Origin of the sequence: Terrabacter sp. LjRoot27, assembly GCF_964254175.1 — a bacterium.
In the GTDB taxonomy this organism is placed as follows: Bacteria; Actinomycetota; Actinomycetes; order Actinomycetales; family Dermatophilaceae; genus Terrabacter.
Genome location: NZ_CAXUSS020000001.1, coordinates 2,434,740 through 2,448,293 on the forward strand (window position 1 = coordinate 2,434,740; position 13,554 = coordinate 2,448,293).

The window sequence follows — 13,554 nt, forward strand, 5'->3', positions numbered from 1 at the left end:
CGTGGGCCAGCCGGTGCACGCGCGAGCCGCACCGCGGCCGCGAGCCTCCCGACGCCGCCCCGGTGACCGAGATGCCCGAGCGCCCCAGAGCTGGTCAGAGACGCACGCCGAGGAGCGCGTCGAGCGCGCGGCCGAGCACACCCGGAGCACCCGGGTCGTCGCCGCCGCGGGTCAGCGACTGGCTGGCCCAGCGGTCGACCGCCTCGAGCGCCCGGGGGCTGTCGAGGTCGTCGGCGAGGGCCGCCCGGATGTCGTCGACGGTCTGGTCGGCGACCGGTCCGCCGTTGCCCGACAGCGCCTCGCGCCAGGTGGCGAGCCGCTGCTGGGCCTCGGCGAGCTGGTCGTCGGTCCACATCCAGTCGTGAGCGTGGTGGCGGGCGAGGAGGGCCAGGCGGATCGCCATCGGGTCGACGCCGTCTCGGCGCAGCTGCGAGACGAGCACGAGGTTGCCCTTGCTCTTGCTCATCTTCTCGCCGTCGAGGCCGACCATCCCCTGGTGCACGAAGGAACCGGCGAACGACTCCGAGCCGCTGAGCGCGCGACCGTGCGCCGAGCTCATCTCGTGGTGGGGGAAGACGAGGTCGGTGCCACCGCCCTGGACGTCGACCGGGATGCCCAGGTGGTCGAGCGCGATGCAGGCGCACTCGATGTGCCAGCCGGGGCGGCCGGACCCGAGGCTGCCGCCGTCCCACTCGGGCTCGCCCTCACGGTGCGCCCGCCACAGCAGGGCGTCGAGACGGTTGCGCTTGCCCTCGCGGTCGGGGTCGCCGCCGCGCTCGGCGAAGACCGCCATCATGCCGGCCTCGTCGAGGTGGCTGACGGAGCCGAAGCGCGGATCCCTCGCGACGTCGAAGTAGTAGTCCTGCGCACCCTCGCGGGACGCGTCGGGGGCCGGCACGGCATACGCCCAGCCGTCGGCGACGAGCTTCTCGACGGGGCGCACGAACGTGGGGATGCTCTCGACCGCGCCGAGGTACTCGTCGGGCGGGATGACGGCGAGCGCGGTCATGTCCTCGCGGAAGAGCGCGATCTCGCGCGTCGCGAGGTCCCTCCAGTCGACGCCGTCGCGCTCGGCCCGCTCGAGCAGCGGGTCGTCGATGTCGGTGATGTTCTGGACGTAGCGCACCTCGTGCCCGCTGTCGCGCAGGGCCCGACCCAGCAGGTCGAAGGTCACGTAGGTCGCCGCGTGGCCCAGGTGCGTCGCGTCGTAGGGCGTGATGCCGCAGACGTAGAGGGTGACGACGTCGCCGCGCGCGGCGGGCACGAGGTCTCCGGATGCCGTGTCGCGGACTCGCACCTCGGGTGCGCTGCCGGGAACCTTGGGGATGAACGGCATCGGCCAACTTCTCACGCGCAGACTCTATCCCGGCGCCGACCGTGCCTCGGGACCGGTCAGGACCGCGGGCTCCCCTCGGCGGGTGACGTCACAGCGGCGGCCACGGGACGGACGGCCAGTCCGGGCTCGGGAAGGGGTGCACACCGCGGTCGATGAGGCGCCTCACCCGCTGGGCCAGAGCGTCCACGTCGTCCTCGGGGAGCAGCGCGAGGAGACGCTGCCGCGGCTCGTCGTCGGCCAGCGCGTCACGCAGGCGAGCCAGGCGCGAGAGGTCCGCCTCGGCGATCGGCTCCCCCGCCCAGCCCCACAGCACCGTGCGCAGCTTCGGGGTCGGCGAGAACGTCACTCCGTGGTCGATGGCCCAGAGCCGCCCCTCCCGGTCCCGGAGGCAGTGCGAGCCCTTGCGGTCGGAGTTGTTGAGGGCCGCGTCGAGCACGGCGAGGGACCGGACGTCCTCGGCGCCGGAGTGCACGACGGTCACGGCCGAGCCGGCCGGGGTCTCGCCGTCGAAGACCGCGTGCCAGCCGTCGGGCGTACGCCCCTCCGGCACCAGGTCGACGACGACGTCGTCGTCGACGGGGTCGAACGGGTCGCCGATCCACAGCTGCACCGACCCGGGACCCAGGGGCCCGTCGCGCAGGACCGTCGGGGGGACGACGTGCCAGCCGCCGAGCTCCGAGACCACCTGCGCCGCCACCTCCCTGCCGGCCAGCGTGCCGTCAGGGAAGTCCCAGAGCGGGCGCTCCCCCCGGACCGGCTTGTAGATGACGTGGCCACCGGGAACGCTCGAGATGCGCGCCACGACCGCGAGGTTCGAGGACTCCGTGATGCGCCCGAGGACCTCGAGCTCGCCGGTCAGGTCGACCGACGCCGGGGTCGCGTCAGCGCTTGTAGCCATTGGCCCGCGGGCAGATGTGGCCCGTGGGGTCGAGCGGACTGCCGCAGAAGGGGCACGGCGGACGGCCGGCGGCGACGAGCGCGTTGCTGCGCCGAGCGAAGGCGCGGGCCTCGGCCGGCGTCAGCGCGACCCGGATCGAGTTGCGCCCGAGCGGGCCCACCTCGTCGTCGTCCGCGTCCTCGTCGACCTCGTCCGGGTCGTGGTCGTGGCACTCGATGACGAGCTTCTGCGACTCCTCGTCCCACGCGAGCGAGAGGGTCTGCACGTGCCAGTCCTCGTCGAACGGCGTCTGCAGCGGGTCGGTGTCCTCCGGCGCACCCCCGGGCTCCCCCGGCTCGACCGCGGCGCCGGGCGCGAGCTGGTCGAGCACGTCGTTGATGCGGTCGGCGAGGATCGAGACCTGCTGCTTCTCGACGCCCACGGTGACGACGAGGGGGCCGGTGCTCGCCTGGAGGTAGAAGGCCCGCTGGCCGGCCGGGCCGACCGTCCCGGCGACGAACCGGTCAGCGGGATCGAAGTCCTGGACCGTCATGCGCTCGACCCTATCCGACGCTTCCGGGTGCTCCGGCGCCCCCGCCCACGACGGCGTCGCCGTCCTCGGCGGCGGGCTTCTCGGGCGGTCGCAGGCCGGTCAGGTCACCCCCGACGTCGTTGAGCCGCAGGACGAACGGCTTGCGGCTCGTGTAGCGCACGACGCTCACCGAGGCGGGGTCGACGTTGATCCGCTGGAAGTCGTCGAGGTGGGCACCGGTGGCGTGCGACAGGATCGACTTGATGACGTCGCCGTGCGACACCGCGACCCAGACGGCGTCCTTGCCGTGCGTCTCGAGGATGCGCGCGTCGGTCTCGCGGACGGCCCGCAGGGCGCGCTCCTGCATCTCCACCATCGACTCGGCTGGGTATGCCGCCGAGTCGGGGAAGCGCGCCTCGCTGGGTCGGTCCTGCACGACCTTCCAGAGCTCCTCCTTCGCGAGCTCCGCGATGGGTCGCCCGGTCCACGCGCCGTAGCGGCACTCCCCCAGCCCCTCGTGCACGCTGCGGGCCAGGTGCGCCGGGAGCGGGGCTGCCAGCAGGTCAGCCGTCTGCACGCACCGGTCGAGCGGTGAGCTCACGACCTCGACGATGGGCAGCACTGCCGCGGCGAGCCGCTGGCCGACGGCGGCGGCCTGGGCCTCCCCCGTCTCGTCGAGGAAGACCCCGGGCATCCAGCCGGCGAGGGTGCCTGCGGTGTTCGAGGTGGAGCGCCCGTGGCGCACGAAGATGACGGTGGGCACGAGCGCCACCCTAGCCCGGCCCCGTCACGCCACCCCACGTCACCACCACGTCACCCGCGGCACGCGCCTGCCTGCGGGACGTCGACGAGCGGACGTGGTGAAGTAGGAGATGTGATCGTGGACAAGGCCATCTACCGCAACGGCCGGCGGCAGGGCTGCGGCGACCTCAGCGACGAGCTCGACGTGCTGCGCCTGACCCAGGACGGCTTCCTCTGGATCGGCCTCAAGGACCCGACCGACCAAGAGTTCGACCTCGTCAACGAGGAGCTGCACCTGCACCCGCTCGCCGTCGAGGACGCGGTCAACGGGCACCAGCGGGCCAAGATCGAGAAGTACGAGTCGTCGGTGTTCGTCGTGCTCAAGACGCTGCGCTACATCGAGGCGACGAGCGACATCGAGACCGGTGAGGTCATGCTCTTCATCGGCGACCGTTTCGTCGTCACCGTCAGGCACGGCGAGGGCAACCCGCTCGCCGGCGTGCGCCAGCGGCTCGAGACCGAGCCGGAGCGGCTCGACCACGGCCCGATGACGGTGCTGCACGCCGTCATGGACTCGGTCGTCGACAACTACCTCGTCGTCGACCGGGAGGTGCGCCAGGACCTCGAGCAGATCGAGGAGCAGGTCTTCGCCTCCGACATCGGCGGCGACGCGAACACCATCTACCGGCTCAAGCGCGAGGTGCTGGAGTTCCGCCGGTCAAGCCAGCCCCTCGCCGACACGCTGACCCAGTTCATGGAGCGGGCCCGGGGACGCGGGCTCACCGAGGAGATGCTGCCCTTCTTCCGCGACGTCGCCGACCACCTGCGCCTCGTCAACGACCACGTGGAGTCCTACGACCGCCTCCTGACCGACGTCCTGTCGGCGCACCTCGCGAGCGTCTCGGTCAAGCAGAACGAGGACATGCGGCGGATCTCCGCCTGGGTCGCGATCGCCGCGGTGCCGACGATGATCGCCGGCATCTACGGCATGAACTTCGAGCACATGCCCGAGCTGACCGCTAGCGTGCGCCTCGGTGACGGCGAGTTCCAGTACGGCTACTTCCTCGTGCTCGCGGTCATGGCCACGGCGTGCGTCGGCCTCTACCGGGCGTTCAAGCGCTCGGGCTGGCTCTAGGACGACGGACGGCCGGCCCCCTCGATGGGGAGCCGGCCGTCCGGTGTCTGTGCGGGACGTCAGGTCGCGGTGATGACGCCACCGGCGAGGACACCGGCCAGCAGGACGCCGAGCACCACGCGGTACCAGACGAAGGGCATCAGGGTGTGACCCGCGACGAAGCGCAGCAGCCAGGCGATCGACGCGTAGGCCACGACGAAGGCCACGACGAGGCCGACGAGCACCGGGCCGACACCGAGGGCCGACAGCCCGTCCTTCTCCTCGACGGCCTGGAAGAGGCCGGCGGCGGTGAGGGCCGGGATCGCGAGGAAGAAGCTGAGCCGGGTGGCCGTGACGCGGTCGATGCCGCGGGCGATGCCGGCCGAGATCGTCGCGCCCGAGCGCGACACACCGGGGATGAGCGAGAAGCACTGGATGAGCCCGATGACGACGCCGTCGACCGGGCGCACGGAGTGCTCACCACGGAGCTGGCCACGAGCCTCGTACCCGGCGTAGATGCGCTCGGCGAGGACCATGACGACGCTCCATAGGAGCAGCGCCGCCGCCACGACCCAGAGGCTGCGCAGCCCGCCCGAGATGAGGTCGCGCCCGACGAAGCCGACGATCCCGACGGGGATCGAGCCGATGACGACCGCCCACGCGAGGCTGTAGTCGGGGTCCTTGCGGCCCTCCGCGCTGGCGAGACCGCGGACCCAGGCGAGCGCGAAACGCACGATGTCGCGGAAGAAGTAGAGCAGCGTCGCCGCGATCGCGCCGAGCTGGATGACGGCGGTGTAGGCCGTCACGGCCGGGTCGCTCACCTCGAGGCCGAGGAGCTTCTCGGTGATGGTCAGGTGGCCGGTCGAGGACACGGGAAGGTACTCGGTGAGGCCTTCGACGACACCGAGGATGACGGCGTCGAGGTAGCTGAGGTCAGCCATGGGTCAGGGTGGGCCTTCTGCGCAGGAGGGACGGGACGGGCCGCTGGTCCCGACGGGGAGCGGCCGCTGGGCACAATGTCGCACCCTATCCACAACGTGGACTGGGAGTGGTCGTGGGCGAGCGGCGCGGAGACGAAGCCCTCGGGAACGTCCGGCGCCGGGTGCTGCGCCTACCGGCTCGGTGTGAGACCGGCGGTCGCGGCCACGACCTCCAGCGTCGCCAGCGCCTGGTCGCGCGTCATGCCGCCCCCGACGGCGACGGCCAGCGTGGTGACGCCGGCCTCCTCGTAGCGGCCGAGCCGCTGGGCGATCCGCTGGGGCGAGCCCAGCAGGGCCGTCTCGTCGATGAACTCGAGCGGTACGGCCGCCGCGGCCTCGCGGTGGCGACCGGCGAGGTAGAGGTCCTGGATGCGCGCCGCGTCCTCCTCGAAGCCCATCCGGCACGCGAGCTGGTTGTAGAAGTTCTGCTCGCGCGAGCCCATGCCGCCGATGTAGAGCGCGCAGTAGTCGCGCACGTGCTCCGCCGCCTCCTCGACGTCGTCGAGGAGGACGACCGGCGTCGTCGCCACGACGTCGAATCCGGTCATCGGCGCGTCGACGGGTCCCCGCCCGCCCCGTCGGCGACCGGCCTCGAGGGTCGCGAGCTGCTCGGCGGCGTGCTCGGGGCTGAAGAAGATCGCCAGCCAGCCGTCGGCGATCTCACCGGTCAGCTCGAGGTTCTTGGGGCCGACGGCGGCGAGGTAGACCGGCAGGTCGGGTCGCACGGGGCGCGCGGAGAGCTTGAGCGGCTTGCCCGGGCCGCCCGGCAGCGGGAGCGGGTAGTGCGGACCGGCGTGCGTGACGGTGTCCCGGCGCAGGGCGGCGCGCACGATCTCGACGTAGTCGCGCGTGCGGCCGAGAGGGCTGCGGAACGGCACGCCGTGCCAGCCCTCGCTCACCTGCGGACCGGACACCCCGAGCCCGAGCCGGAACCGGCCGCCGGACATCGTGTCGATCGTCGCCGCCGTCATCGCCGTCATCGCCGGGGTGCGCCCGGGGATCTGCATGACGGCCGACCCGAGGTCGACGTGCTCGGTCAGCGCCCCGATCCACGCGAGCATCGATGGGCTGTCCGAGCCGTACGCCTCGGCCACCCACACGCTGTCGTAGCCGAGCCGGTCGGCGGCCTGCGCGACCGCCACCTGGTCCTGCCCCGTCGTGCCGCGTCCCCAGTAGCCGAGATTCACACCGATCCTCATGGATCGCAGGCTATCGGCGCCGTCGCCGACGTGGCGGCCCTCGGGGTGCGGCGTCGGCCACTACCGTTCGTGGCATGCGCAGGCGTCTCGGCTCGTCCGGTCTCACGGTCACCCCCCTCGCCCTCGGGACCATGCTGTGGGGCAACGCCGTCGACCGCCACGAGGCCGGTGACCACCTGCGTGCGTTCGTCGAGGCGGGCGGCAACCTCGTCGACACGGCGTACGGCTACGGGGGCGGTGACGCCGAGACCATCCTCGGCGGCCTGCTGGACGGCACCGTCCCGCGCGAGGAGCTCGTCATCTGCACCAAGGCGGGCATCTCCCGGGCCGGTGGCCAGCGTCGGGTCGACGTGTCGCGGCGCGGGCTCATGGCCCAGCTCGAGACGTCGCTGCGGCGACTCGGCACCGACCACGTCGACCTGTGGCTCGTGCACACGTGGTCCGACGATGTGCCGCTGACGGAGACGCTCTCCGCGCTCGAGTGGGCGGCGGCGTCAGGTCGGGCCCGCTACGTCGGCGTCTCCAACTACTCGGGCTGGCAATCCGCGCGCGCCTTCAGCCTGCTCGAGTCCGCTCGAATCCCCTTGGTGGCCAACGAGATCGAGTACTCCTTGGTATGCCGCACGCCGGAGCACGAGGTCGCGCCGGCCGCGACGTCGCTGGGTTACGGGCTGCTGCCCTGGTCGCCGCTGGGACGCGGCGTGCTCACCGGCAAGTACCGCAACGGCATACCGTCGGGGTCCCGGGCGGCGTCGAACGACTTCCCCGGCTTCGCCGAGCGCTTCCTCGACGAACACGCCAGGCATGTGGCCGACGCGGTGGCGATGGCTGCGCGTGGCCTCGGGGCCAAGCCCGCCGAGGTGGCGCTCGCCTGGGTCCGTGACCGGCCCGGTGTCGCCGCGCCCATCGTCGGCGCCCGCACGGCCGCCCAGCTGCGCTCTGCGCTCGCGAGCCTCGAGCTGTCGCTACCGTCAGAGATCGTCGCCGCCCTGGACGACGTCTCGGCCTGATCCGGCCGCACGCGGCCCGCGGGGCCGCAGTGACCGCCCCACGTAGGTCTCAGGCTCGCGTGTCGGAGCCCTCGGTCACGCCGTCGTCGAGGTGGTCGTCCTCGTCGTCCTCGTCCTCGTACTCGTCATCATCATCGTCGTCGTCATCATCATCGTCGTCGTCGTCGTCGTCGTCGTCATCATCGTCGTCATCGTCATCGTCATCGTCGTCCTCGTCGTAGTCGTCCGAGTCGAGCCCGGCGTAGACGCGGCCCTCGGTGCCGTCCTCGTCCTCGTGACCGTCGAAGTCGTCGCCGTAGATCGCGAGGGGCGTCGCGACCTCGGTCGCCTCGTAGAGCGCCTCGTCGTAGTCGTCGAAGGCCTCGGCGAGGTCCTGCGCCGCCGCCATGACCATGGGGTGGTCGGGGTCTCGGCTCGCGTTCGCGGCCTCGAGGTGGCGTTCGAGGGCGGCGATCAGCTGCTCGAGGGCGGAGCGGGGGTCGACGGTCATGCATCGACCGTAGTCGACCCGCACGACCGAGCGCACCGAATCCGGGCCCGGAAACACCCGGGAACACAGCGATCCCGCAGCGAGCCGTGCTCGCTGCGGGATCGTTCACGCGTGGTTGGCGGGCCGTTCACCGGTCGCCGGCGTGGCGTGTCACGAGGACGTCACATGGGTGCCTTGACGGTGTCGGCGGCCGGCGGGGCGGTGATGTCGACGGGCTCGCCGTACTTGCTCATCGTCATGTCGGCCTTGACGCCGGAGAGGTCGAAGGTGACCTTGCGCAGCTGGTCCTTCTCGTCGAGCCACGCGGTGTACGTGATGGTGGCGGGCATCTTCGTCTTCTCGTCGGCGGGCAGCTGGGCCTGCATCGCCTTGGTGTCGAGCGTCAGGTCGTACTTCCAGGTCTTCTCGCCGTCGATGGTGTCCTCACCGACGTACTTGACGTCCTGCACGGCCGCGCCGAACTGGTCGTACATCTTGGTCGGGTCGGCCTGGTCGAGGGACTGCGAGAGCTGCTTGCCGAGCGTCGAGCTGCTGTCGATGACGGCCCACTTGCCGGCGGCGAGGCCCGGGAAGCCCTTCATGTAGACCTTCTTGTCGACGAGGATCATGTCGAGCTTCATCGAGGAGCCCATGTCCATCGTCATCTTCATGGCCGGGTTGCTCGCGTCGACCTTCGTATCGCCGGTGATCGCGATCTTCTGGCCGGCGGCGTCCATCGCCATCGTGACGTGGGCCGTGGTGGCGTTCTTGCCGGCGGCCTTCATCGCGGCGACGAACGACGCCTTGTCCTTGTACGGCTGGCCGGCGGCGGGCGCGTCGCTCGTCGCGGACGCGGACCCGGCCTGGGTCTGTCCGGCCGCGGGAGCCGGGCTCTCGCTCTTGCCACAGGCGGCGACGCCGAGGACGGCCGGAAGGACGATGACTGCTGCCGCGACGCGGCGGGTGTTCCATTTCATGTGTGTTGACCTCCTGGGCCCTTGACGCCGGGCGGTGCCAGGCGGTTCCCCTGCTCGCCGCGCGGGACCGCACGCGGTCCCGGGTCTGCGGACGGATGACCCAGCGACGGTACCGCGGCCGCCTGAGCGCCACGCCGCGCATACGGTCTCGGTGGGGTCACGGTTGGTGTCAGAATGGACGGCGATGACGGAGTACGAGTACCGGGTCCTCACGTTCGACCGCCACACGTCGAAGGCCCAGGCCAGACAGGCGGTGCGTGAGCACGCCGAGTACGGCCGCTGGGAGCTGTCCCGCACCGTGATCTACGAGGGCGGCATCCGGCGGATGTGGCTGCGCCGGAAGATCATGCGCGTCGAGCGCACGGCCTGACCCGACGCCTGACCCGACGCCTGATCTGGCGGTCGCCGCGGCCGTCAGCAGGTGCGCAGGAAGTCGCCGAGGACGCGCGCCCCGAAGCGCAGCGACGACGTGGGCACGCGCTCGTCGATGCCGTGGAACATCGGCGCGAAGTCGAGGTCGGCCGGCAGCCGCAGCGGTGCGAAGCCGTAGCCGCTGATCCCGAGCCGGCCCAGCGCCTTGTTGTCGGTGCCTCCGGAGAGGCAGTACGGCAGGACGGCCGCCTCGGGGTCCTCGCGCAGCAGCGCCTGCTTCATCGACTCGACGAGGTCGCCGGAGAAGGGCGCCTCGATGGCGACGTCGCGGTGGACGACCTCGACCTCGACGTGCTCGCCGGCCAGCTCACGGATCGTCGCCATGAGCGCGTCCTCGTGCCCGGGCAGGAAGCGGCAGTCGACGGCAGCGGTCGCGGTCTGGGGGATGACGTTGTGCTTGTAGCCCGACTCGAGCATCGTGACGTTGGCCGTGTCGCGCAGCGTCCCCCGCACGAAGCCCTGGGCCCCGCCGAGCGTGGCGAGCAGCGGCTCGAGGTCGTCGTCGGACGACGAGATCCCGGTCATCGTGCCCAGGGTGTCGAGCAGCTCGCGGACCGACGCGATGTACTCGCGCGGCCACTCGTGGGCGGCGATGCGGCCGATCGCGGCGGCGAGGCGGACGATGGCGTTCTCGTCGTTGGGCACCGACCCGTGACCCGCCCGGCCGTGGGCTCGCAGCCGCAGCCAGGCGATGCCCTTCTCGGCGGTCTGCAGGAGGTAGGCGCGCTGCTCGCCCCGGGGGGTCGGCACCGTGACGCTGTAGCCGCCGACCTCGCTGATCGCCTCCGTCACACCCTCGAACCACTGGGGGTGGTGGTCGACGAGCCAGTGGCTGCCGTAGGTGCCGCCGGCCTCCTCGTCGGCGAAGAAGACGAACGTCGTGTCACGGGCGGGCTTCGTGCCGGTGCGGGCGAGGTGACGGATGTTCGCGAGGATCATCGCGTCCATGTCCTTCATGTCGACCGCTCCCCGGCCCCAGATGCAGCCGTCGCGCTCCTCCGCGGCGAAGGGGTCGACCTGCCAGTCGGCGGCGTCGGCCGGCACCACGTCGAGGTGGCCGTGGACGGCGAGTCCGGGCCGCGAGGAGTCCTCGCCCTCGAGGCGGACGACGACCGTGGCGCGGCCCGGCTCGCTCTCGAGGAGGGTGCCCTCGAGGCCGACCTCGTCGAGCTGCGCCATGACGTACTCGGCGGCCTTGCGCTCCCCCGGACCCGACCCGTCGCCGTAGTTGGAGGAGTCGATCCGGATGAGCTCGGCGCAGATCCGCACGACCTCCTCCTCGGGCGTCACGGCAGTCTGTCCCGAGGTCGTCACGGTGCGGTCGGCGTCGTCGTGGCTCATGCCGATCAGCGTATGCCGCCGCATCCGGCCGCCTGCAGCCGCCCGTTTGGTCTTTTGGTCGGGCCCCGTGTAACGTTTCGCCTCGCCGCAAGGGATTCCCACGAGCCCCTTGCAACACCTTGTCGGGGTGGCGGAATGGCAGACGCGCTAGCTTGAGGTGCTAGTGCCCTTAACGGGCGTGGGGGTTCAAGTCCCCCCCTCGACACCATGAGACCCCCGGGTTCCTGCAGGTCAGGACCCGGGGGTCTTCTCGTGTCCCGACAGCGTCTTCGGGACACGGCAGCTCCGCGTTTCTCTGGTCACTGCTCTGCGACAGACGTAATCTTCGACCGTGAGCGACGAGAACGTGGCCGGGCTGGCGGACGACCTCTACGACGTCATCGGACTGCTGCGCCGTCGGTCGCGCCGTGTCGTCGGCGCTCCCCTGCCCGAGCTCGCCCTGTCCGGGGCCCAGCTCGAGCTGCTGCGCGTCGTGCGCCGCAACCCGGGCATCACCGTGGCCGAGTCCGCGCGCGTCCTCGGGCTCGCCGCCAACACCGTCTCGACCCTCGTCGGCCAGCTGCTCGCCCTCGGGGTGCTCGTCCGAGAGCGCGACGCGACTGACCGCAGGGTGGCCCGGCTCGACCTCACGCCCTCGGCTCGCGAGGGCCTGGAGCAGTGGCGGGACCGTCGGGCGCAGTCCACCGCCGTGGCGCTCTCGGGACTCCCGGCCGCCGACCGCGCGCGACTGGCCGCGGCGCTGCCGACCATCGCGCGCATCGCCGCGGACCTCCCGGAGTCCCCCGAGTCGCCCGAGTCCCCGGAGTCCCCGGACGTCACCGCACCGCAGCGCCCCGAGCCCACCGTCGCCGTCGCCCTGGCCGTCGACCGCCCGGACGAGCCGTCCGCCGACGACCGTCCATGACGTCGGCCATCGACATCCGGGGGCTCGGCTACAGCTTCGGGACGCACCGGGCCGTCGACGACCTCACCCTCGCCGTCGAGCAGGGAGAGTGCTTCGGTCTGCTCGGGCCCAACGGTGCCGGCAAGACGACGACGATCCGCCTGCTCAACACCCTCCTGCCCCTGCAGACCGGCGAGGTCGAGATCTTCGGGCGCTCGGTGCGCACGGACGCGATGGTCGTGCGGCGGCTGCTCGGCTACGTGCCGCAGCAGCTGTCCATCGAGGGCGCGCTGACGGGCCGCGAAAACGTCGAGTGGTTCGCCCGACTCTTCGACGTCCCCCGTCGCGAGAGGCGGGCTCGCGTCGACGAGGTGCTCGACATGGTCGACCTGCGCGGGGACGAGTCGCGGCTGGCCGCGACCTACTCCGGCGGCATGGTGCGTCGCCTCGAGCTCGCGCAGGCACTCGTCAACCGCCCCGCGCTGCTCGTCCTCGACGAGCCGACCGTCGGGCTCGACCCCGTCGCCCGGGACAGCGTGTGGCAGCGGGTCGCCGAGATGCAGCGTGACCACGGGATGACGGTGCTGCTCACGACGCACTACATGGAGGAGGCCGACGCCCTCTGCGACCGGGTGGCCCTCATGCACCGCGGCGCCCTGCGCGCCCTCGGCTCCCCCGACGAGCTGAAGACCGCCGCCGGCGAGGGGGCCAGCCTCGAGGACGTCTTCCGCCACCACACCGGCGAGGCCCTCGGCGAGCGCGGCGACGTCGAGGGAGAGAAGGGAGGGCTGCGCGGTGTCCGAGCGACTCGTCGAACCGCCCGCCGTCTGGGCTGACCGGCAGAGCCGGACCGGCACACGGCTCCTCGTGTCGCGCATCGGCACGTTCTGCCTCGTGGAGCTCCAGAAGCTGCGGCACGACCGCAGCGAGCTCGTCACCCGGGCGATCCAGCCCATCCTCTGGCTCGTCATCTTCGGTCAGACGTTCAGCCAGATCCGCGCGATCCCCACCGGCGGCATCCCCTACCTCGACTTCCTCGCCCCGGGCGTCATCGCCCAGTCGGCCCTGTTCATCGCGATCTTCTACGGCATCCAGATCATCTGGGAGCGCGACGCCGGGGTGCTGACCAAGCTCCTCGTGACGCCGACGCCGAGAGCCGCCCTCGTGGCCGGCAAGGCGTTCGCCGCGGGTGTGCGATCGGTGGCGCAGGCCGTCATCGTCGTCCTCGTCGCCGCCGCCATGGGAGTGGCGATGACGTGGAACCCCGTGCGGCTGCTCGGGGTGGTCGTCGTCGTCATGCTCGGCGCCGCGTTCTTCTCGTGCCTCTCGCTCAGCATCGCCGGGATCGCCCTCAAGCGCGACCGGCTCATGGGCATCGGCCAGGCGATCACGATGCCGCTCTTCTTCGCCTCCAACGCGCTCTACCCGATCGAGATGATGCCGGGCTGGCTCCAGGTCATCAGCCGGGTCAACCCGCTCACCTACGAGGTGTCGGCGCTGCGCGGTCTGCTGATCGGCACACCCACGAACTACTGGGTCGACCTCGGGGTCCTCGTCGGCAGCGCCGTCGCCGGCATCGTGTGCGCTGCGGCCCTCATCGGGCGACTCGCGCGCTGACCGCGTCCCGACACCGGGGACGGCACCGGTGACCGTACGCTGTGCC

Annotated in this window: 15 protein-coding genes and 1 tRNA gene; 7 read left to right on the top strand and 9 right to left on the bottom strand. The window is 71.8% G+C overall.

Translation table 11 applies throughout. The features are described from left to right. Positions 1–94 precede the first annotated feature (94 nt). From mshC to ACSQ2D_RS11430, 4 genes are all read right to left on the bottom strand, one after another. Positions 95–1,351, bottom strand: coding sequence for a cysteine--1-D-myo-inosityl 2-amino-2-deoxy-alpha-D-glucopyranoside ligase (gene mshC, locus ACSQ2D_RS11415; protein ID WP_435986060.1), 1,257 nt, complete (start codon positions 1,349–1,351; stop codon positions 95–97). 73 nt (positions 1,352–1,424) lie between these two features. Further along, positions 1,425–2,234, bottom strand: a complete 810-nt coding sequence (locus ACSQ2D_RS11420; protein WP_435986061.1) for an SCO1664 family protein — start codon at positions 2,232–2,234, stop codon at positions 1,425–1,427. Continuing rightward, the gene (locus tag ACSQ2D_RS11425) at positions 2,218–2,766 is read right to left on the bottom strand and encodes a DUF3090 domain-containing protein (protein WP_435986062.1); all 549 of its coding nucleotides are present in this window, start codon (positions 2,764–2,766) and stop codon (positions 2,218–2,220) included. Before ACSQ2D_RS11425 ends, ACSQ2D_RS11420 begins: the two co-directional genes overlap by 17 nt. A 10-nt stretch (positions 2,767–2,776) precedes the next feature. Next, a complete protein-coding gene (locus ACSQ2D_RS11430; protein ID WP_435986063.1) occupies positions 2,777–3,508 on the bottom strand; it encodes an MSMEG_4193 family putative phosphomutase in 732 nt (243 codons plus the stop codon). Positions 3,509–3,619: 111 nt separating this feature from the next. On the opposite strand from ACSQ2D_RS11430, the gene corA reads away from it, so the two are divergent. Continuing rightward, the gene (gene corA, locus ACSQ2D_RS11435; protein ID WP_435986064.1) at positions 3,620–4,621 is read left to right on the top strand and encodes a magnesium/cobalt transporter CorA; all 1,002 of its coding nucleotides are present in this window, start codon (positions 3,620–3,622) and stop codon (positions 4,619–4,621) included. Between the two features lie 59 nt (positions 4,622–4,680). On the opposite strand, the gene ACSQ2D_RS11440 is transcribed toward corA, so the two are convergent. Together ACSQ2D_RS11440 and ACSQ2D_RS11445 are read right to left on the bottom strand one after the other, a co-directional pair. Next, the gene (locus ACSQ2D_RS11440) at positions 4,681–5,541 is read right to left on the bottom strand and encodes an undecaprenyl-diphosphate phosphatase (RefSeq protein WP_435986065.1); all 861 of its coding nucleotides are present in this window, start codon (positions 5,539–5,541) and stop codon (positions 4,681–4,683) included. Between the two features lie 170 nt (positions 5,542–5,711). Continuing rightward, on the bottom strand, positions 5,712–6,779 hold the full coding sequence (locus ACSQ2D_RS11445; RefSeq protein ID WP_435986066.1) for an LLM class F420-dependent oxidoreductase: 1,068 nt from the start codon (positions 6,777–6,779) through the stop codon (positions 5,712–5,714). A 74-nt stretch (positions 6,780–6,853) separates the two neighbouring features. Here ACSQ2D_RS11445 and ACSQ2D_RS11450 point away from each other — a divergent pair, with 74 nt between their 5' ends. Beyond that, a complete protein-coding gene (locus tag ACSQ2D_RS11450) occupies positions 6,854–7,789 on the top strand; it encodes an aldo/keto reductase (protein WP_435986067.1) in 936 nt (311 codons plus the stop codon). A gap of 49 nt (positions 7,790–7,838) precedes the next feature. Here the strand turns inward: ACSQ2D_RS11450 and ACSQ2D_RS11455 are convergent, their stop codons facing one another. After that, positions 7,839–8,279 (bottom strand): hypothetical protein, encoded by a 441-nt coding sequence (locus ACSQ2D_RS11455; protein ID WP_435986068.1) that lies wholly within the window; start codon positions 8,277–8,279, stop codon positions 7,839–7,841. A 161-nt stretch (positions 8,280–8,440) separates the two neighbouring features. Next, complete coding sequence (locus ACSQ2D_RS11460; RefSeq protein ID WP_435986069.1) at positions 8,441–9,235, bottom strand: LppX_LprAFG lipoprotein; 795 nt, start codon at positions 9,233–9,235, stop codon at positions 8,441–8,443. A 184-nt stretch (positions 9,236–9,419) separates the two neighbouring features. On the opposite strand from ACSQ2D_RS11460, the gene ACSQ2D_RS11465 reads away from it, so the two are divergent. Beyond that, complete coding sequence (locus tag ACSQ2D_RS11465) at positions 9,420–9,605, top strand: DUF5703 family protein (RefSeq protein WP_435986070.1); 186 nt, start codon at positions 9,420–9,422, stop codon at positions 9,603–9,605. Positions 9,606–9,649: 44 nt separating this feature from the next. Here the strand turns inward: ACSQ2D_RS11465 and ACSQ2D_RS11470 are convergent, their stop codons facing one another. Continuing rightward, positions 9,650–11,008, bottom strand: coding sequence for a M20/M25/M40 family metallo-hydrolase (locus tag ACSQ2D_RS11470; protein WP_435986071.1), 1,359 nt, complete (start codon positions 11,006–11,008; stop codon positions 9,650–9,652). Between the two features lie 121 nt (positions 11,009–11,129). Here ACSQ2D_RS11470 and ACSQ2D_RS11475 point away from each other — a divergent pair. The 4 genes from ACSQ2D_RS11475 to ACSQ2D_RS11490 all read left to right on the top strand — a co-directional run bounded on the left by ACSQ2D_RS11475 (position 11,130) and on the right by ACSQ2D_RS11490 (position 13,508). Continuing rightward, positions 11,130–11,216, top strand: a tRNA-Leu gene (locus ACSQ2D_RS11475). Between the two features lie 123 nt (positions 11,217–11,339). Beyond that, positions 11,340–11,912 (top strand): MarR family winged helix-turn-helix transcriptional regulator, encoded by a 573-nt coding sequence (locus ACSQ2D_RS11480; protein ID WP_435986072.1) that lies wholly within the window; start codon positions 11,340–11,342, stop codon positions 11,910–11,912. Next, positions 11,909–12,727, top strand: a complete 819-nt coding sequence (locus ACSQ2D_RS11485) for an ABC transporter ATP-binding protein (protein ID WP_435986073.1) — start codon at positions 11,909–11,911, stop codon at positions 12,725–12,727. The genes ACSQ2D_RS11480 and ACSQ2D_RS11485 overlap by 4 nt, the downstream gene beginning before the upstream one ends. Continuing rightward, complete coding sequence (locus ACSQ2D_RS11490) at positions 12,687–13,508, top strand: ABC transporter permease (protein WP_435986074.1); 822 nt, start codon at positions 12,687–12,689, stop codon at positions 13,506–13,508. The genes ACSQ2D_RS11485 and ACSQ2D_RS11490 overlap by 41 nt, the downstream gene beginning before the upstream one ends. Positions 13,509–13,554: the final 46 nt, after the last annotated feature.